Annotated in this window: 16 protein-coding genes; 8 read left to right on the forward strand and 8 right to left on the reverse strand. The window is 40.4% G+C overall.

Annotated elements, in window-relative coordinates; genetic code table 11:
* Nucleotides 1–12 precede the first annotated feature (12 nt).
* Entirely contained in the window at nt 13–552 is a 540-nt protein-coding gene (locus L2672_RS01620; protein ID WP_248994082.1) for a thioredoxin family protein, read from the reverse strand.
* A 150-nt stretch (nt 553–702) separates the two neighbouring features.
* On the opposite strand from L2672_RS01620, the gene L2672_RS01625 reads away from it, so the two are divergent.
* On the forward strand, nt 703–1,323 hold the full coding sequence (locus L2672_RS01625) for a LysE family translocator (RefSeq protein WP_248994083.1): 621 nt from the start codon (nt 703–705) through the stop codon (nt 1,321–1,323).
* A 131-nt stretch (nt 1,324–1,454) separates the two neighbouring features.
* Here the strand turns inward: L2672_RS01625 and L2672_RS01630 are convergent, their stop codons facing one another.
* Together L2672_RS01630 and L2672_RS01635 are read right to left on the reverse strand one after the other, a co-directional pair.
* Nucleotides 1,455–1,766, reverse strand: a complete 312-nt coding sequence (locus L2672_RS01630) for a DUF3144 domain-containing protein (protein WP_248994084.1) — start codon at nt 1,764–1,766, stop codon at nt 1,455–1,457.
* A 65-nt stretch (nt 1,767–1,831) separates the two neighbouring features.
* Nucleotides 1,832–2,389, reverse strand: a complete 558-nt coding sequence (locus L2672_RS01635) for a prepilin-type N-terminal cleavage/methylation domain-containing protein (RefSeq protein WP_248994085.1) — start codon at nt 2,387–2,389, stop codon at nt 1,832–1,834.
* Between the two features lie 71 nt (nt 2,390–2,460).
* Here L2672_RS01635 and ung point away from each other — a divergent pair, with 71 nt between their 5' ends.
* Nucleotides 2,461–3,123 (forward strand): uracil-DNA glycosylase, encoded by a 663-nt coding sequence (ung, locus tag L2672_RS01640; protein WP_338055578.1) that lies wholly within the window; start codon nt 2,461–2,463, stop codon nt 3,121–3,123.
* 69 nt (nt 3,124–3,192) lie between these two features.
* Here ung and L2672_RS01645 read toward each other — a convergent pair whose 3' ends face one another.
* Both L2672_RS01645 and gltB read right to left on the reverse strand, forming a co-directional pair.
* Entirely contained in the window at nt 3,193–4,599 is a 1,407-nt protein-coding gene (locus L2672_RS01645) for an FAD-dependent oxidoreductase (protein ID WP_248994086.1), read from the reverse strand.
* 5 nt (nt 4,600–4,604) lie between these two features.
* Nucleotides 4,605–9,053, reverse strand: a complete 4,449-nt coding sequence (gene gltB, locus L2672_RS01650) for a glutamate synthase large subunit (RefSeq protein WP_248994087.1) — start codon at nt 9,051–9,053, stop codon at nt 4,605–4,607.
* A gap of 521 nt (nt 9,054–9,574) precedes the next feature.
* On the opposite strand from gltB, the gene mnmL reads away from it, so the two are divergent.
* From mnmL to oxyR, 3 genes are all read left to right on the forward strand, one after another.
* The gene (gene mnmL / locus L2672_RS01655; protein ID WP_248994088.1) at nt 9,575–10,531 is read left to right on the forward strand and encodes a tRNA modification radical SAM protein MnmL/YtqA; all 957 of its coding nucleotides are present in this window, start codon (nt 9,575–9,577) and stop codon (nt 10,529–10,531) included.
* A gap of 269 nt (nt 10,532–10,800) precedes the next feature.
* Nucleotides 10,801–11,166, forward strand: coding sequence for an Hpt domain-containing protein (locus L2672_RS01660; protein ID WP_248994089.1), 366 nt, complete (start codon nt 10,801–10,803; stop codon nt 11,164–11,166).
* Between the two features lie 148 nt (nt 11,167–11,314).
* The gene (oxyR, locus tag L2672_RS01665; protein WP_248994090.1) at nt 11,315–12,226 is read left to right on the forward strand and encodes a hydrogen peroxide-inducible genes transcriptional activator OxyR; all 912 of its coding nucleotides are present in this window, start codon (nt 11,315–11,317) and stop codon (nt 12,224–12,226) included.
* Between the two features lie 74 nt (nt 12,227–12,300).
* Here the strand turns inward: oxyR and L2672_RS01670 are convergent, their stop codons facing one another.
* Both L2672_RS01670 and mutH read right to left on the reverse strand, forming a co-directional pair.
* Entirely contained in the window at nt 12,301–13,317 is a 1,017-nt protein-coding gene (locus L2672_RS01670) for an adenylate/guanylate cyclase domain-containing protein (RefSeq protein ID WP_248994091.1), read from the reverse strand.
* A gap of 234 nt (nt 13,318–13,551) precedes the next feature.
* Nucleotides 13,552–14,220, reverse strand: coding sequence for a DNA mismatch repair endonuclease MutH (gene mutH / locus L2672_RS01675; RefSeq protein ID WP_248994092.1), 669 nt, complete (start codon nt 14,218–14,220; stop codon nt 13,552–13,554).
* Nucleotides 14,221–14,959: 739 nt separating this feature from the next.
* Here mutH and rppH point away from each other — a divergent pair.
* The 3 genes from rppH (at nt 14,960) to L2672_RS01690 (ending at nt 18,652) form a co-directional block, all read left to right on the forward strand.
* Nucleotides 14,960–15,484 carry an RNA pyrophosphohydrolase gene (rppH, locus tag L2672_RS01680; protein WP_248994093.1) on the forward strand — a complete coding sequence of 175 codons (525 nt, stop codon included), beginning with the start codon at nt 14,960–14,962 and terminating at the stop codon, nt 15,482–15,484.
* Between the two features lie 24 nt (nt 15,485–15,508).
* On the forward strand, nt 15,509–17,746 hold the full coding sequence (gene ptsP / locus L2672_RS01685) for a phosphoenolpyruvate--protein phosphotransferase (protein ID WP_248994094.1): 2,238 nt from the start codon (nt 15,509–15,511) through the stop codon (nt 17,744–17,746).
* 105 nt (nt 17,747–17,851) lie between these two features.
* The gene (locus L2672_RS01690) at nt 17,852–18,652 is read left to right on the forward strand and encodes a sulfite exporter TauE/SafE family protein (RefSeq protein ID WP_248994095.1); all 801 of its coding nucleotides are present in this window, start codon (nt 17,852–17,854) and stop codon (nt 18,650–18,652) included.
* A 1-nt stretch (nt 18,653) separates the two neighbouring features.
* Here the strand turns inward: L2672_RS01690 and L2672_RS01695 are convergent, their stop codons facing one another.
* Nucleotides 18,654–19,505: a thymidylate synthase gene (locus tag L2672_RS01695; RefSeq protein WP_248994096.1), complete on the reverse strand. Its 852-nt coding sequence runs from the start codon at nt 19,503–19,505 to the stop codon at nt 18,654–18,656.
* Nucleotides 19,506–19,508 lie beyond the last annotated feature (3 nt).

Consider the following 19,508-nt stretch of genomic DNA (forward strand, 5'->3'; position numbering starts at 1 on the left):
CGAATTTAAAAGCTAATCTGCCACAGCAACCGCGGCTAATGTTTGATATACATGCTCTATGCTAAGTTGTTTTGGCAATACAAGCCCTTGTGGATGTGTGGGGCCGTATATCTTGTTATAAGGCGTACCATGGCCTTGTTCTGACCTTAAATAACCCTCTACCACAGGGTTAGGTTCAGTTAAGTCTCCGCGCATTAAAACAATATTGTCAGCGGCTAAGGTATTCACAACCGGCTCGCGGTGCCAAACATTGGCTTTGTTGGCTTGGCAGGGCAAACACCAGTCGGCCTGGATATCCACCACTACGGTATAACCTTGACTCACTAATGGCTGAATTTTTTCAGGTTCAAGAGGTTGCCATTGTTGGAATAGATAGGCGTCATAATTCTCGCCATTTTTGATAAATGCCACAACACCCGCCATACAAACAGTGAAGAAACCTAAAACAAAAATCACCGATAAAGGAATTTTATGGCCTTTGGCTTTGGCAAACAGTAAGCTTGCGATGGCAATAAAAAACAGAATAAGTACTAGAGTGGGAACAAATGTCATAACAGAGCGCCTGAGTATTTTGAGTCAAGGTTATCATAATTAACCTTAAGTGATTGTTAATATACTACAAGCTTAATTTCACCATACTAATCAGTGATGGTGTTTTTATGGGCTAGCTTATAGGCAAAATAGCACCAGATAAGGAGTTTTATGAGTTTTTCAGTATGGCTTGGATTGTTGGCCATTTGTTGTTTAGGCGCGATGTCACCCGGGCCGAGTTTAGCCATGGTACTACGCCATACACTTGGTGGAAGCCGGTTACATGGCATTGTTTGCGCTTGGGCGCATTCCGTGGGTATTGGGGTTTATGCTTTGGTTACTTTGTTAGGGTTAGCGGTATTATTAAAAACCTCTCCTGTGTTGTTTAACTCTATTGCGGTGATTGGCGCAATTTATTTAATTTGGATAGGTTTTCAGGCACTAACATCAAAACAAGGGATGCAAAAAAAACTACAAGCTGGGGAAAGAACCAGTTTATGGGTTGCTGCTAGAGATGGTTTAGCCATTTCACTATTTAACCCTAAAATCCTTATTTTCTTTTTAGCCTTATTTAGCCAGTTTGTTTTGGCGGCAGAAACACTGTCCGGGCAGGCGATTATAGTATTAACGCCATTAGTGGTAGATGGCTTATGGTATACCTTAATTGCCATTGTGTTGTCTCATTCAACAATACTGCCCAAGCTTAGGGCGCAAGCTGTGTGGATTGATAGGCTATCGGGCATTGTACTTATTGGCCTAGGGGCGAATGTATTATTGTCATTAATTAAGTAGAACTTATATTAACGAGTCATAACCTCAACGATTGTCCATTAAAAATGCCATCAAATATTGATGGCATTTTTGTACGACTGCTGTAATCAAAGCTTGTGAGTTTTATCTATCAAGTTTGATTTAGTCGTTAATTATTGGTCTTTGCTTACAGGAGGATGCTTAATATGATCTTCTAAGTTTTCATTAAGCATTTCTTTGAATTCATTAGTGAACCAAGCTAAAGCATTTTCTTTTTCAGCAGCGAGATCTGATGACTTAATTGCAGCCTCAAATGCATTGTAACGCGATGCAGCATAACGTAAAGCCGTACCTACTTTGCCAATATCGTTTTCTTGCTGGCCAAGTTGATTAGCAAGAGCAATAAATTGATCAGCTAATTGATAAATTGTAGTTGCACTTTGTGCTTCTGTAGTCGCTTCTTGTGGTGAAGTTTGTTCAGACATGTCGCTCACTTTTTATTGATTAGAAAAGTATAGTGTACCGATTTTAATTAAAATTTCAGGTGAAATTAACTATTAGGATCTTTATCTGTGATGACTTGCCCATTACGAGAATCATAATAGATAGAAAGTGTGTTTAATGCGTTATAGAAAAATCGACATTGATCAGGGTTGATATAGGTTACTTGATAGTCAGACACGCTTACATCTGTACTGGTGGATACACTGGGAGCATCTTGTAATATGGTGCGCCAAACTGACATACAGTCATTTGAGTTATTCAGTCTTGGTGAGCTTTCAAATGGAGGGTAGTTTTGTGCAGGGTAGCCCCATAAGTTCATATCTAATTGCCCATCGGCACCGGCATTTTGATATATTGGTAAATTGTCGGCTGGGCCAGAGTGCCCCATTGCTGCCCATTTCACATGCGCAAGGTTTATGCCGGAAGCAAAGGCTCCTCCGGTGCCTTGAACATTAGACACATGGGCATCTTGTTGTATGTTGATAAATTTAGGCAGCGCAATAACCGCTAAAATGGCCAAAATAATAATGGTGACCACTAATTCAATTAAGGTGAAACCTTGTCGAGTATTGATTTTTTTGGGGTTCTCATGGCTTATTTGCACAGCATACAAAGAGTATCAATTTTAGAAGTTATAAGCATAATTAGCAACTTAGTTAAACGATAGAGGTAAGAGTGAATACTTGGCAGACGTTTTTTGAATATGAGCAGCAGCAGGATTACTTTATGCAGTTACAACAGTTTTTATCTCAAGAGCGTCATAGTGGTAAAGCTATTTATCCGCCAGCAGATGAGGTTTACCGAGCTTTTGAGCTAACACCTTATGACGAGGTAAAAGTGGTTATTTTGGGGCAAGACCCCTATCACGGGGAAGGGCAGGCGCATGGCTTAGCTTTTTCAGTGAATGAGGGGGTTAAAATTCCTCCCTCGTTATCGAATATGTATAAAGAGTTACAGCAGGATGTTGCTGGTTTCACTCAACCGACTCATGGCAATTTAGTCGAGTGGGCTAATCAAGGTGTGTTATTGCTAAATACCGTTTTAACAGTAGAAAAATCCCAAGCACACTCTCATGCTAAATCAGGCTGGGAAACCTTTACTGACCATGTTTTGGCATTTTTAAATGATTCATCTCAGCCCGTTGTTTTTATTCTTTGGGGTAATCATGCTATTAAAAAAGGTCGATGGATCAACCAGCCGCATCATACGGTATTAACAGGGCCGCATCCGTCGCCGCTTTCAGCTTATCGCGGCTTTTTTGGATGTGGTCACTTTTCGAAAACTAACCAAGTTTTAATTGAAAACGGGCTAACTCCAATTAATTGGCAGGTAAAGTAACCTTAAATAACCAAAAAAAATGCACATCTATAAAGATGTGCAAATTCAAGTTCAAATTGAATTTTAAGCTTAGTCGATAAAATTCAAAATGCCTAATGCAGCGTCTCGACCTTCAGCAATAGCCGTGACCACAAGGTCAGACCCGCGCACCATATCGCCACCAGCAAACACTTTAGGGTTAGTGGTTTGGAATGGATTTGCATCTGTTTTACTGGCTTTAACTAAGCCCCAATCGTTGGTTTCAATACCAAAGTCTTCAAACCAAGCCGCTGGGCTAGCTTGGAAACCAAATGCCACAATTACTGCATCAGCTTCTAATACTTGCTCACTACCTTCGATGACTTCTGCACGACGACGGCCACTGGCATCAGCTTCACCCATTTGGGTTTCAACAAATTCAATACCAACCACTACACCATTTTCAGCTTTTACGGCAGTCGGTTGACGATTAAAGAGGAAGTTAACCCCTTCTTCACGTGCATTTTGGACTTCACGTACTGACCCCGGCATATTGGCTTCGTCACGACGGTAAGCACAAGTCACGCTTTTAGCGCCTTGTCTTACTGCGGTACGGACACAGTCCATTGCAGTGTCACCACCCCCTAACACAACGACATTTTTATCGGCTAAGTTGATGTAAGGTGTGCTGTCATCGCTAGTGCCCATTACCTTATGAGTGTTACCAATCAGGTAAGGTAAGGCTTGTAACACGCCTTGAGCATCTTCGTTTGGCAGTTTTGCTGGCATAGCCGTGTAAGTGCCCATGCCAAGGAATACGGCATCATATTCATCTAATAAGCTTTGGAAACTGATATCTTTGCCAACAGTGACGTTAAGTCTAAACTCAATTCCCATGCCTTCCATTACTGAACGGCGCGTGGCCATAACAGATTTGTCCAATTTGAACGATGGAATACCATAGGTTAATAAGCCGCCAATTTGTGGGTATTTATCAAATACCACAGCTTGTACACCGTTACGGGCTAAAATATCTGCACAACCTAACCCCGCTGGGCCTGCACCGATAATCGCGACACGCTCTTTACGAGGAGTAACATTACTCATGTCTGGACGCCAGCCTTGAGCAATAGCGGTGTCGGTAATGTATTTTTCGACATTACCAATGGTCACTGCGCCAAAATCATCATTTAGGGTGCATGCGCCTTCACATAGTCTGTCTTGTGGGCATACACGGCCACAAATTTCAGGCAAAGTATTGGTTTCATGAACCAAGTCAGCGGCTTCTAAAATACGGCCTTCTTTAGCCAGTTTTAACCAATTAGGAATGTAGTTATGCAGTGGACACTTCCACTCACAATAAGGGTTACCACAATCTAGGCAGCGGTCAGCTTGCTCATTAACTTGGGGCTGAGTAAACGGCTGGTAAATCTCAATAAACTGAGTCGCACGTTTTTCTGCTGCATGTTTAGTTGGGTCTACACGTCCAACTTCGATAAATTGAAAATCATTACTCATGTCTATTATCCCGCCTTCACAACTAACTCTGGGCTTTTTTGCTCGATTTTAAGTAAATCGGCAACGGCAATATTTTTAGGTTTGACTAATACGAAGCAATCAATCCAGTTGTCAAAATCACTTAAAATCATATTGGCATGTTCACTGCCCGTTTCGGCGACATGATCTTCAATCAAGCCTTTTAAGTGTTGACGTTGAATCGTCGATTCAACTTTAAGTGTGTCGACAAGCTCAGTATTAACACGACGATTGAAGCGACCAAATTGATCAAATACATAGGCGAATCCACCGGTCATACCCGCGCCAAAGTTAACGCCTGTTTTACCCAGAACGACAACAATACCGCCGGTCATGTATTCACAACCGTTATCACCTAGTCCTTCAACTACTGCAATTGCGCCTGAGTTACGTACCGCAAAGCGTTCACCTGCTTGGCCTGCCGCAAATAGCTTGCCACCAGTTGCGCCGTATAAACAAGTGTTGCCCATGATGGCACTGCGCTCTGACTGGAATGGGCTTCCAACCGGAGGGTGAATAACAATTTTTCCGCCAGACATACCTTTACCAACATAATCATTGGCATCGCCACAAAGTTTTAAATTCAAACCTGGGCTGTTCCAAACGCCAAAGCTTTGTCCTGCACTACCGGTAAATCCAATAGTTAATGGCTCTTTGGTGCCTGTAACACCATGTGCTTTGGCGATATAACCTGACAAGCTAGCGCCTACTGAACGGTCGGTGTTGTTAATGGCGTATTGATAAGAATATGGCTCACCTGCATCTACGGCATTTTTACAGTCTGCCACTAAGGTTTGGTTTAACTGACCCACATCTGATGGCGGGTTAGTTTCTTTCCACGTTAGTGCAGAAGTGCTAGGGACTTGCGGCTTGTAAAGAATAGGAGATAAATCTAAACCTTGTTGTTTAGCTGTATGTCCTTCAATGGCTTCAAGCCATTCAATTTTACCCACTAAGTCTTCAAACTTACTGACACCTAATGCAGCCATCCATTCACGCACTTCTTGGGCAACAAACTCAAAATAAGTCATGACACGTTCTGGCAACCCGTGATAATGGTTGTCACGTAAATTTTTATCTTGAGTTGCAACCCCTGTGGCACAGTTATTTAAGTGACAAATACGTAAGTATTTACAACCTAAAGCGATCATTGGCACGGTACCGAAACCAAAGCTTTCTGCACCTAATAATGCTGCTTTGATAACATCAGTACCGGTTTTTAATCCGCCATCAACTTGTAAGCGAATTTTATGGCGTAAGCCGTTTTCTACTAATGCTTGCTGAACTTCAGCTAACCCCAACTCCCAAGGAGAACCGGCATATTTAACTGAGGTAATAGGGCTGGCACCTGTACCACCATCGTAACCAGATATGGTGATCATATCGGCATAAGCTTTCGCCACACCGGTAGCAATAGTCCCCACACCAGGTTCAGACACTAATTTGACTGACACTAATGCCGTTGGGTTGATTTGCTTCAAATCAAAAATTAGCTGGGCTAAATCTTCAATAGAGTAAATATCATGGTGTGGCGGTGGTGAAATCAAGGTGACGCCAGGGCGTGCATAACGTAAACCAGCAATTTCTACACTGACTTTATGGCCGGGTAACTGGCCGCCTTCACCGGGTTTAGCACCTTGGGCAACTTTAATTTGCAGCACGTCAGCATTAACTAGGTAATGGGCTGTTACACCAAAGCGGCCTGAAGCGATTTGTTTAATGGCTGAGTTACGCTCAGAGTTAAAACGGCTTGCATCTTCGCCGCCCTCTCCTGAGTTAGAACGACCACCAAGGCGATTCATAGCAACGGCTAAGGCTTCATGAGCTTCTGGGCTTAATGCGCCGATACTCATTGCTGCACTGTCAAAGCGTCCATATAAGTTACTGGCATCTTCAACACTATCGATATCAATGGCTTTACCTGTACCTTTGATACGAATTAAATCACGTAATGTGGCGACAGGGCGGTCATCGACCAGTTTGGCGAACTGTTTATAAACCGGATAGTCTTTATTGTTGAGTGATGTTTGTAAGGTGCTTACCACATCAGGGTTAAAGCTATGGTATTCGCCCCCTTCAACATACTTCAATAATCCACCTTGTGGTAAAGGAATATGAGCACGGAATGCTGCGGTGTGAAGGAGTTTTTGGTCGTCTTCAATATGAGTGAAGCTGGCACCTTCAATACGGCTTATTACGCCTTTAAAACATAGGTCTATGACATCTTTTGCTAGACCGACGGCTTCAAACTGCTGGCTACAACGATACGAACCGACAGTACTAATGCCCATTTTAGACATGATTTTGCGTAGGCCTTTTTCGATGCCATAGCGGAAGTTGAGCATTAAAGCGGTAACGTCTTCAATGTTTTGTTTTTGCGCCATTGCTGCAATTGACTCATAAGCTAAATATGGATAAATAGCCGTTGCACCAAAGCCGAGTAATACGGCGAAATGGTGAGGGTCGCGAGCTGAAGCGGTTTCAACAATAATGTTGGTATCGCAACGTAAACTTTTATCAACTAAACGTGTTTGTACAGCCCCCACAGCCATAGCTGCTGGAATAACTTGAGCATTTTTATCTACAGCGCGATCTGAAAGAATTAATAGAGTTGTGCCACTTCTGGCTAAACGCTCTGCTTCGTCTACAATGCGGTGAATTGCTTGCTCTAGGGTCTCTTGGACATCGTAGTTTAAGTCAACCGTGTTAGCGCGATAATAGGTGCTATCAAGCCCAAGCAGTTGATTAAAATCACTGAATAAAAGAATCGGTGAATCAAACATCACACGGTATGCATTACCGGTGGTTTCACAGAATAAGTTTTGCTCACGGCCCACACAGGTTGCTAAAGACATAACGTGTTTTTCACGCAATGGGTCGATTGGCGGGTTTGTCACCTGCGCAAACTTTTGACGGAAATAGTCATAAAGTGAACGAGATTTTTTAGACAATACCGCCATTGGCGTATCGTCACCCATTGAGCCAATCGCTTCTTCACCTTTGCTAGCTAATACCCAAATGACTTGTTCTAACTCTTCACGAGTAAAACCAAATTGCTTTTGGTATTGCAGTAAGGTTTTAGCATCAAAGCGGCTTGAGCCTTGTTTTGCAGGGTCTACTTTTTCTGCAGGAATCAATGTTTGACTATTTTTTGCCATCCACTCTTTGTAAGGGTGGCGACGTTTTAAGTCATTGTCGATTTCAAAAGATTGGTACAGTTGGCCATTAAGAGTATCAAGAACTAATAATTCACCCGGACCAACACGTCCTTTTTCAATAACTTCATCGGCTGCATAGTCCCAAATACCAACTTCTGAAGCGAGTGTTAGGATACGATCCTTGGTTATAACGTAACGAGAAGGGCGTAGGCCGTTACGGTCTACCGCACAGGCTGCGTGTCTACCATTTGTCATTACAATGCCTGCAGGGCCGTCCCACGGCTCCATATGCATAGAGTTAAAATCGTAGAAGGCTTTTAATTCATCATCCATTTCAGGGTTTGATTGCCACGCGGGTGGAATAAGCAAACGCATGGCTCGGTATAAATCCATACCACCCGATAATAGCATTTCTAACATGTTATCTAATGACGATGAATCTGAACCTGTTTCATTCACAAATGGTGCAGCTTGTTGTAGGTCTGGCAATAATGGTGAATTAAATTTATAGGCTCGTGCTCTTGCCCACTGGCGATTACCGGTAATGGTATTAATTTCACCGTTGTGTGCCAAATAGCGGAAAGGCTGGGCTAATGGCCACTTTGGTGACGTATTAGTAGAAAAGCGCTGGTGGAATAGGCAAATAGCACTTTTTAAACGAATATCTGCTAGGTCAGAATAAAATGACGGCAGATCCGCAGGCATCATTAAGCCTTTATAGACGATAACTTGCCCTGATAAGCTCGCAACATAACAATCTTTTTCATTGGCGATTTGCTGTTCTAAGCGGCGTCTTGCCATATAAAGACGACGTTCTAAATCTTTTTCACGCCAGCCCACTGGCGCGTTAATGAGCACTTGGTAAATTTGTGGCAAGCTTTTGCGACCAATTTCACCTAATACATCTGGGTTAACGGGCACTTTACGCCAGCCGGCCACACTTAATGTTTCACGTTGTAGTTCTTTTTCTAATATAAATTTTGCTTCATCAGCTTTTTGTGGGTCCTGACTCAGGAACAGCATGCCTACAGCAAACTTACGGCTAAGGTGCCAGTCGTTCTCAGCTGCAATGGCTTCAAAAAATTGGGTCGGCATCTGCATTAATAGACCACAGCCATCACCTGTGCGCCCGTCAGCAGCAATACCACCTCGGTGTTTCATGCGATCTAGTCCATGAATTGCAGTACGCACGATTCTATGGCTTGCATCGCCATCCATTTGTGCAATCAATCCAAATCCGCAATTGTCCCGCTCGAAACTGGGATGATATAAGCTCATACAAAAACCCCCTAAAACCTCTACTTAATACGACTCGGGGTAAATTTGAAGAAATTCCATAGATATGCACCCGAACCTCTCAAATTAAACTGAGTTAGGCAAAAGGTCAAACGTATTTATCGCATGTTTCTGAAATTAAATTACCTTATAAGTGTAATTTTTTATCAGGTTTACGTTAACGTAAACTGGGGATTTATTCGTATAACCTTATGAATAAAAAGAATTTTAGCTTTAAAGCTTTATTTGCATAACCTTTTGTTAACAACAGCTTTGGATTGTTTTTGAAATAAAAATAGTGAATTTTATTCCGAACACAGTAACGAGCGATGAAAAAGGGTTTTATGACTAAATATTCACATTTGTTAATTTAAAATTTAATCATCATGTTTAAAACATGTATCAATTGAACTGACAAATTCAACAACATAAATGATTAATTTAGCTTTCTTTGATTTAAATCTAAGTCTACCGTTTGAAATTAGCCTAAATTATGCGCCGTTTTGATTATGAAGAGATAAATAATGGGCTTAGATGATTTCGTTAATACCTATGGCGCAGACTGCAAAAAACGATACGGAAAAAGAGTAAAAAAACTCACTATAGACGCTAAGTTCACTTGTCCCAATAGAGATGGCACTTTAGGTAAAGGGGGGTGCACCTTCTGTAATGTTGCCTCCTTCAATGATCAACAAGGCAATATTAAGTCTATTGCTGAACAATTAGATAATGCTAAAGCGAATGTGTTTACTAACAAGCGTGTTAGTAATAGTCATTGTCATGAGCAATATATTGCTTACTTTCAAGCCTATACCTCAACATATGAAGAATATGCTCAACTTAAATTAAAGTACGACCAAGCGGTAGAAGATAAACAAATTGTCGCTCTACACATAGGTACTCGTCCAGACTGTGTTCCTGATGAAGTATTAGATTTGTTAGTTAGCTATCAAGAAAGCGGCATTGACGTGTGGCTTGAGTTAGGCTTACAAACCGCCAATGATGACACGTTAAAATTAATCAACCGAGGCCATAACTTTGCCGCATACCATGATGCTGTTACTCGAGCCCGTAAACGAAATATCAAAGTGTGTTGTCATTTAATATTGGGACTACCTAATGAAACTCAGCAGGACTACCTTGATAGTTTGCAGCAAGTTATTACAGCAGGGGTCGATGGAATTAAATTACACCCGTTGCACATTGTTGATGGCAGTACGATGGCTAATCAATGGCGTTATAAAGCATTTCCGTTGTTAACGATTGATGAGTATGCAGATGCAGCTAGTGTGCTGATTCAAAATACACCTAGCGATATTATTTTCCACCGGGTAACCGCTTATGCTAAAAAGCCTTTATTACTTGCACCGGATTGGTGTGCCTATCGGTGGGATGGACTGGTGGCTATTGTTGACAGGTTAGCGAAGCAAGGTGGCCAAGGTAGTGCTTTGGCTGATGACACATTATCTTTAGTTAGTTAGCTATAATAGTATTATTAAAATAACCTTCTACCGTTTAACATTTGTTTTTTATTATATATCTACTACTTAAGTTGCATGTGATGCCATTGTCGTGCAGCTGATTTTTGCACATCAGTGATAGTTCTTTAGCACTATGTTAATGAGATGTATTAAAGATGGGGCAATGCGCTGAAACCTTCCCTGAAAGCTTGCATAGGGGCATGGACGGGGTATTATTGATTTAATTTTATAAGAATCAGTTTAGAATTTTAATTTCAGAGGTACCTTTAATGTCTTCCACACAATTAGATGCTATTTTAGATCTGAATACACTTGAGCAATATATTAATGCCATCGGTGCAGCCACGTTATTAAAAAGCGTTGTGCTTTTTGAGCAGTTAATGCCTGAATATGTCGGTAGCTTGGTAAAAGCAGATGATGCCAATGATAAAGATACTTTATGCTCTGAAGCACACAAATTTAAAGGTGCTGCTGGTTCTGTCGGATTAAAACGTATTCAACAGTTTGCTCAATTACTGCAACATGGTGAAGAAGCTAAGTGGGAAGCTGAGCACAAAGCATGGTTGTCTGAAATTGTTGAGCACGCAGAAAAAGACCTGCAACAACTTAAGTTATTTTTAGAAGCTAAAGCTTAATATCTTAATTGTTAAAACAAAATGCTCCTGAGGGAGCATTTTTTGTATCTAAATTTTGAAACCGTGCTTTACTGCACTTTATTGTGCTTGTTATTTACGTTATTGCAATCTAGTATGTGAATCACAACTTGACTATATAATCGATTGTATGAAAAATCTTCCAAGTTTAAAGAACCTTTATTATTTAATCAATTTACACCAAGAACAGAATTTTAATCGTGCTGCAAAAATTTGCCATGTTAGTCAGTCGACGTTATCTAGTGGTATTCAAAATTTAGAAGAACAGCTAGGTTATCAATTGATTGAGCGGGATCATAAGTCTTTTATGTTTACTGCCATTGGTGAAGAGGTTGTTGAGCGTTCAAGAAATATATTAACTAATGTGGATGACTTGGTTGAATTAGTTAAAAACCAAGGCGAACCAATGACGGGGGACATACGTTTAGGCTGTATTCCGACTATTGCGCCATTTTTATTGAGTAGGGTGGTCAAGTTATGTCAAACAGCATACCCAAAAATGACTCTGTTATTAAAAGAAGATACCACTGAACGATTACTTGATGCGTTAGGAAAAGGTGAGCTCGATCTGTTGATCTTAGCTTTACCGGTTGATACCAGTGGCTTTCATAGTATGAAAGTTGGAATAGATCCATTTAAGATGGTGATGCACGAAGAACTGTCCCATGGTGTATTGCAGCCAATCGATTATCAGACTATGCCAGATGAAAGCATCTTTTTACTGCAAGCCGAGCATTGTATTACAGGTCATGCTATTACAGCATGTCAGCTTGGTGATAGTGCAAAAATCAATCCGTTTGCAGCAACCAGCTTACATACATTAGTGCAAATGGTTAATAGCAAATTGGGGACGACATTTTTGCCTCAAATGGCGATTGATGCGGGTATTTTAAATGATACTAATCTCATCGTTATTGACCCGCCAGGAGAAGCGCCATATCGTGATATTGGCTTGGTTTGGCGGCAGACTACTAGTCGTATTCGGACTTTTAGAACCTTAGGGCTAGCCATTCAAGAGTTATTAGCACAGGTTAAAGATTAGCGGTTTCAGTGACATAGTGATCGGTTTTTGGCTCGAATTAACCTCGCAGTAATCGATCACTTTTTATGTTTATCTTAATGACTTGTTTTAGGGCTAACACCGAATACTTCAATAGGGTGTTGTTTACCCTTTAAGGGGACTAAGCCTAAGTTTTGTAATTGGTACATAGAATCTTGTTGGTCAATGCGATGAACTACGTCACCAGAAAGCAGCATTCTTTGGCCTAAAGGGTTGCATTGATCTTGTAACCTCGCCAGTGTATTTATAACATCACTGAAGAAGCTGATTTCTTGCTTGTGAACCCCAACTACGGCTGCCACGACTTGACCACAATGCGCTGCCGCTTTGAATTTAGGGACAAAACCGTATTGTTCTTCAAAATACTTACGTTGCCACTTTAATTCACGACAAAACTCAAAATAAATATTCAAGCATTTATCTTCTTTAATCCCTTCCTCTAATGGCCAATGAATAAGGACTGCATCACCCATATAACGGTAAATTTCAGCATCATTTTTTACAACCGTATCGGCAAGTAAGCTGAAGCTATCTTGAATGAGTCTGGAAAATCGATAGTCCCCTAACGATTCCGCATGGGAGGTCGATGAGGCCATATCTAAGAATAAAAATAATCGTTGTTCATAGCGAGGTTGATGGTATTTACCTAATCCAATATTTAGTAATACTCTAGGGCCAACCAATAATGCCATTTGTTCAATAAATGCCAGCCCAACTCGAACCACCACTAAGTAAACAATGAGAGCCTGAAAAGAAGGACTATACAACACATGTGCCGTCAACATTTGACGCAATGTGATCATATGGTTTTCTATCGCCCACATGTTTAGAAACTGGGTTACATAGGCAATGGTTGTTGCGCCCAGTAATAAGAATAAGCCTTTGAAAATCACTGAAAATAAATAAGGTAAGCGGCTTATAGCACTAAAGTCTGCGATAAGGTTTGACATCCAATGGAGACAGCCAAAAACAAAGCCCATAAAAATAGCTAATGTTGCTAAGTCAGCTTGACCAACTGCCCACTGAGGAAGTTCGGGAGTTTGTGCATATCTGAAAAACACGAAAGCCGCCATGGCAGCGCACCAAGCTATAATAGCAAACGTAAGTTTTTTAACTTGTTTTTTGGCTTTCACGAAAAAATTTTAAATCCGGTATCAGCGAGATAAATGGAGGCGGCATTTTAACGAAAAAACCTTACTAGTGTTAGTGGTACTTGTGATTTAGATCAAATCAGGACCAGAAAATGCTACTTTTATCTTAATTAACAATTACGATTACACGCTTGTTCCAACGTCGTTACATGATGGTTACACAAATGCTTGCTGAAGAATACCTTGAGTAAAAGCAATTTTTAAATAAAAGCCCCGAGGGTTAGAAAATTGAATCGTCCCGTCTGGTCCAATACTTTGGGTTAATATTTTGCTGCTAGCGGCTTTGGGTCTAAGTTGTAAGACCTCACCGTGTCTTGCGGTGACTTTATCGACTTGGCCTAATGCAATGAGCTCCATAATTTCTTCCCAATCTTGTCGCAATAATCGCATTTCTTCATCAGAGGGAGTCCATAGTAAAGGGGTTCCAATACGGCGCTCACCAATAGGGATAGATCTTTCTCCTTGAACTGGAATCCATAATACTCGTTGAAGTTTATGATAAACAACGCTGTTTTCCCATGTTAGTCCGTGGATGTCTGTAAGAGGAGCAACAGTAACAAACGTGGTTTCTAATGGCTTTCCACTTATATCAATAGGGATAGTTTTTAACTCCACCCCCAAGTGAACAAAATCTTGCTCAGGTTTTGAGCCTGCCAATGCACCTAGCTCATGTTCTATTAATTGGCCTACCCAACCTTTATCCCGCTTCAAATTTGCTGGAACAGATACATTATGTTCTTGAGCTATATCTGCCAGTGTTACTCCAGCCATAGCTTCTGCTCTTTGCATTAATTCAATTAAACTTTGAGGAGATGATTTAGACATACTCTGCCCTTGGTATTTCTAGAGTTGATAGGTTAACAATATGATTGCTTCACTGGAACATAGAAGTGAGGTTATTTTTTTGTGGGTAAAAAGTGACCAAACAAACCTTTGCTAACTTATACTCTGAGTGGGAATGTTGTTAAGTGTATGAAACTTAACGCTTTAAAGGTTTTTTTAACGAAAAAAACCTTCAAGTAATAAAAGTTACTCGCCTTTATTCACGGTATTTCACACATAGTTATCCACAGAATTGTTGAATAACCAACATTAAATTGATATTTAGCGGATTAAAATGCGTGAGTCAATGGGTTTTTTTGAATAATAAATCAATTCTTTTCAAAAAATCACTTGTTATTTGTGAATAAGTTTTATTGCGGCTATAGCAAAGTTAGGATAACTTTTGTGTTGAGTGTTTTTTAACCTTTAGCGGGTTTGTGGATGTGTTTAAACTTGAAGTTATTTATAAGCTTGTGTTTTTAATTGGTTTATTTTGTTGGTGTTAGCTTTGGTTATTCTTTTTCAGGCTTTCTGTTTAGTCTGTTTTATTGACTATCCCTGAGTTTCGAACAGAGATATCCACAGATTTTGTGGATAAAAAGCTGTTGGGTTAATATTTTCTGTTGATAAGGTTGGCGTAATTCATAAATTATCCAAAAGTATAATGTAAATAGGGGTTTGCCGATAAGCCAGCTTTGTGAAACAATCAGTCTAATAGAAAATTTTGTAATTTGGAGTCCATGTGATTGATAGCGACGGCTTTCGCGCAAATGTGGGCATCATTATCTGTAATAAGTTTGGACAAGTAATGTGGGCACGACGTTTTGGTCAGCATTCTTGGCAGTTCCCACAAGGTGGGCTTGATGATGGCGAAACTGCCGAGCAAGCCATGTATCGTGAATTATATGAAGAAGTTGGCTTAAAGCCTGAGCATGTGCAAATATTAACCACTTCTCGCGCTTGGTTACGCTACCGCTTACCCAAACGATTAATTCGACAAGATAGTAAGCCTGTGTGTATTGGACAAAAGCAGAAATGGTTTTTACTGCAATTAAAAGGGCAAGATAACACCATTAATTTAAACTCTTCGGGTCATCCTGAGTTTGATGATTGGCGTTGGGTTAGTTACTGGTATCCGGTAAGGCAAGTTGTTTCGTTTAAGCGAGATGTCTATAGAAAGGTAATGAAAGAATTTGCCCAAACGACACTAGCTTTGCAAAGTAATGAGTTAAACAACCATAGACGAAGAGGCCGTTACCGTAAATAGTCATTTATTTTAAAGGATTAAAGTGTGTTAAATACACTTAGGGATATTACACAAGCAGTGGCTAGAGCCAACTCATTAGATGCGGCTCTTTCATTATTGGTTGTTCAAACCAGACAAGCAATGGCAACTCAGTGCTGCTCTATCTATTTATTAGAAAATCAGCAGCTTGTTCTCAGTGCAACAGAAGGTCTTGAGCCCTCATCAGTTGGTGTTGTTAAAATGCCACTCTCTGAAGGTTTAGTCGGGCTGGCCGCAGAGCGAGAAGAAGCCGTCAATCTGGCTGATGCTCGAATTCACCCACGATTTAAATTTTTCCCTGAAGTTGAAGAAGAAGAGTATCGTGCCTTTCTTGCGGTCCCCATAATTTACCAGAAAATGGTGGTGGGGGTTATCGTTGTTCAACAACCTAATCCTCGGCAATTTAGTGAGGGGGAAGAAGCCTTTTTAATGACATTGGCTGCGCAGTTGGCTGTGGTTATTCGCACACTTAAAAACAAAGCCGCCATTAATGATATTAATTTTCAAAAACAAGTTGTTTTCTCGGGGACGACTGCATCGAATGGTATCGCTATAGCTGAAGGTTTTGTTTTAGGCGGTGTTATCCCATTAGAGCAAGAAGATCTTGCTTGCGAAAGTATTGAACAAGAAACACATCGATTAAAGTTAGCTATTAACCGTTCGAAAGACATGTTGCGAGGAATTTCCCAACGATTTGAACAAGATAACGCTACTGATGTTGCCTCCATTTTTTCGGCTTTTAAATTACTATTAGATGACTCAAGCTTGGGGGGCGAATACATTCGAGAAGTCTCTGCAGGTTGGCGCGCTGAATCTGCGGTTAGCCGAGTTTCTTTACGCTACATAGAACAATTTATGGCAATGGACGACCCTTACTTAAAGGAGCGTGCAAGCGATATTAGAGAGCTAGGTCAGAAAGTATTAAGACAATTAATTGAGCCTGATAGATTACAATTAGAGCCTGAAAAACCGGTTATTTTAGTCGCTAAAGAAGTCGATGCTACTATGTTAGCTGAGTTTCCACGATATAAATTGGCTGGTATTGTCACAAAACTAGGTGGTGTAAATGCCCATGCGGCTATTTTAGCCAGAGCACTAGGTGTACCTGCATTAGTTGGGGTTGAGCAAGTTCTTGATACTGATATTGATACCAAGTTATTAGTATTGAATGCTAACCGTGGCCAGCTATTGATCTCACCTTCTCCAGCAGTGGTAAATGAATATCAACTACTCATTAATGCTGATGTAGAAAAGCAAAAGCGTTTTCAAGCTGAGCTTTCATTACCGACCCAAACTCAAGATGGTAAACGTATTAAGTTGTTTTTAAATGCAGGTTTACTGAGTGGTATTGAATCTATTGCTGAAGGTTCTGATGGTATTGGCTTATACCGAACAGAAATTCCATTTATGCTGCACCAAAGATTTCCCAGTGAAAAAGAACAAATTAATGTTTATCGTAAAGTCTTGAATGCCGCAGCTTCGCGTCCAGTAGTGATGCGAACCTTAGATGTTGGCGGAGATAAGCCTTTACCTTATTTTCCAATCAAAGAAGATAACCCATTTTTAGGTTGGCGAGGCATACGTTTATCCTTAGACCACCCTGAATTATTTTTAGTCCAATTAAGAGCTATGCTACAGGCGGGCGGAGAGGGTGATCAACTACATATACTATTGCCTATGGTGAGTAATTTAGATGAAATTGACCAAACCTTAGCTTACTTATCACAGGCTTATGAAGAGTTAAATGTAGAAAGTGAAACTAACATTACCCGCCCTAAAGTGGGCGTCATGCTAGAAGTTCCTGCTTTACTTTATCAACTTAAAGAAGTGGCTGAACGGGTGGATTTTGTTTCCGTTGGTAGTAATGATTTAACCCAATATCTTTTAGCTGTGGATAGAAATAATCCTAGTGTTAGCTCACTTTTTGATAGTTTTCACCCGAGTGTATTAAGGGCTTTAAAACGAGCCTGTGATGAATGTGATGAATTCAATTTAGATATTAGTATTTGTGGTGAATTAGCAGGTGAACCATATGGGGCACTATTATTGGTCGCAATGGGTTATACAAAATTAAGTATGAACCAAGCGAGCTTAGCGAGAATTAATTATTTATTAAGACGAGTGAGTCATGAATATTTAAGTGAAGTATTAAATGAGTGTCTGGCAGTTTCGAATGCACAACAGGTAAAAGCAATTTTACAAAGGTTTATTGAGCAGCATCAATTAAAAGACATCTTACACTAATCATAATACGCTATATGCTTTTGATTTTACCCCTAATGTCTTGTTAGCTTAGGGGGCTATAAGCCATTAGTTGATTCAAAACCTTGGCGATATTTGGGGAAACCATTGGAAACTTTATTATTAATCTTGGCAATCTGTTTAGCCTTAGGGGCTATTGTTGGCTTTCTTGCTGGATTATTGGGTATTGGCGGAGGGTTAATTATTGTCCCAGCCTTACTGTATATATTACCTTGGGTGGGAATTAGCTCATCTCAACTTACTCATGTCGCGATAGCAACCTCATTAAGCACTATCATTTTAACCTCTTTAGCTTCTGCTAGGGCTCACAATAAACAAGGCAATATCCCTTGGCCGCTATTTAAGCCCATTTTACCAGGAATTATTGTTGGGGCGGTGTCTGCGGGTTTTGTGGCAGAAATGATACCTTCTGAACAATTACAGCAAGTATTTGCTATATTTGTCATGTTAATGGCCATTCAAATGGCTTTTCCTTTTAAACCGAAAGGTGAAGGGGAGTTACCCAGTACAGCGATATTGTTTGTGGTGTCTATATTAATTGCCTTAATAGCAGGAATGATGGGAATAGGTGGTGGTGTATTACTGGTACCATTTTTAAGTTTCTGTGGTTTGCAAATGAAACAAGCTGTGGGGTTTTCGTCTGCGACTGGTTTTTTAATCGCTATAGCTGGTTCGATAGGTTATATCATTGCGGGTATTAATGCTCCCGACTTACCCACGGGCACTTTAGGGTTTATTTATTTACCCGCCTTGTTTGGTATTATTATCAGCTCAATGATTTTTGCACCTATTGGAGTAAAGATGGCCAGTACACTACCTACACCAATACTAAAAAAGGCCTTTGCAGGCCTTTTATTAGTGGTTGGGCTTAAAATGATTCTGAGCTAACTCAAACAGCGAAAGGGTATTGAATTGCATCGTGATGTTGGTACCCTTCAACCTCAAAGTCGTCCAAAGTCACCCATGTTTCAATATCTTTTAACGATTTAATATCAGGGTTAATAATGAGCTTTGGAGAAGGATAGGGCTCGCGTTTAAGTTGAATGTCACGCATAGGTGCTAACTGATCTTCATAAATATGAGCGTTCACAATTTTATGATAAGCCTGACCCGGTTTTTTGCCGGTGATTTGAGCCATCAATGCTAATAAAACGTAAACTTGCACCATATTAAAGTTTAAGCCTAATGGTACATCACAGCTTCGTTGTGTGCTGTTGAGATATAAGGTATCACCCAATAAAGAAAAGTGATGCTCGTACATACAAGGACGCAGACAACCTAGATCAAACGCACCAGGGTGAAGAAACGTTAAAATCTCTCCACGATTGTCGATACCATTTGATAAGTCATTGACGATATTTTGTAAAAGGTCAACATGACCACCGCTAGGTTTTGGAAATGCACGGCCTAATGCGCCATAAATTAACCCAAGATCATCTTTACCTTTTCGATTAGGGTTATTCAACCATGCTTCATTTAAATTTGCATTAGCATCCCAAGTTTTGGTTCCTAATGCTCGAAAGTCTGCCGCACTTTGATAGCCTCGCATATAACCAATAATTTCAGCAATTGCAGATTTCCAGAAGCTTTTACGGGTGGTGACAAGCGGAAATTGGTTGTTGGCAACATCGTAAGTTAAATCAGCATTAATAACGGTAAGACAGCGTTTATTGGTTCTTTCGTTATTTATCCATGTGCCTTCATCAACGATACGTTGACATAAATCCAAATATTGTTTCATGAT

Source organism: Shewanella gaetbuli (assembly GCF_023284065.1).
GTDB classification, from domain to species: Bacteria; Pseudomonadota; Gammaproteobacteria; order Enterobacterales; family Shewanellaceae; genus Shewanella; species Shewanella gaetbuli.

Coding starts and splice junctions, on each gene's coding strand:
- L2672_RS01630 (WP_248994084.1), bottom strand. CDS start 1,766: ATGTCTGAACAAACTTCACCACAAGAAGCGACTACAGAAGCACAAAGT.
- L2672_RS01620 (WP_248994082.1), bottom strand. CDS start 552: ATGACATTTGTTCCCACTCTAGTACTTATTCTGTTTTTTATTGCCATC.
- L2672_RS01695 (WP_248994096.1), bottom strand. CDS start 19,505: ATGAAACAATATTTGGATTTATGTCAACGTATCGTTGATGAAGGCACA.
- L2672_RS01625 (WP_248994083.1), top strand. CDS start 703: ATGAGTTTTTCAGTATGGCTTGGATTGTTGGCCATTTGTTGTTTAGGC.
- mnmL (WP_248994088.1), top strand. CDS start 9,575: ATGGGCTTAGATGATTTCGTTAATACCTATGGCGCAGACTGCAAAAAA.
- L2672_RS01660 (WP_248994089.1), top strand. CDS start 10,801: ATGTCTTCCACACAATTAGATGCTATTTTAGATCTGAATACACTTGAG.
- mutH (WP_248994092.1), bottom strand. CDS start 14,220: ATGTCTAAATCATCTCCTCAAAGTTTAATTGAATTAATGCAAAGAGCA.
- L2672_RS01645 (WP_248994086.1), bottom strand. CDS start 4,599: ATGAGTAATGATTTTCAATTTATCGAAGTTGGACGTGTAGACCCAACT.
- oxyR (WP_248994090.1), top strand. CDS start 11,315: ATGAAAAATCTTCCAAGTTTAAAGAACCTTTATTATTTAATCAATTTA.
- L2672_RS01670 (WP_248994091.1), bottom strand. CDS start 13,317: ATGGCGGCTTTCGTGTTTTTCAGATATGCACAAACTCCCGAACTTCCT.
- gltB (WP_248994087.1), bottom strand. CDS start 9,053: ATGAGCTTATATCATCCCAGTTTCGAGCGGGACAATTGCGGATTTGGA.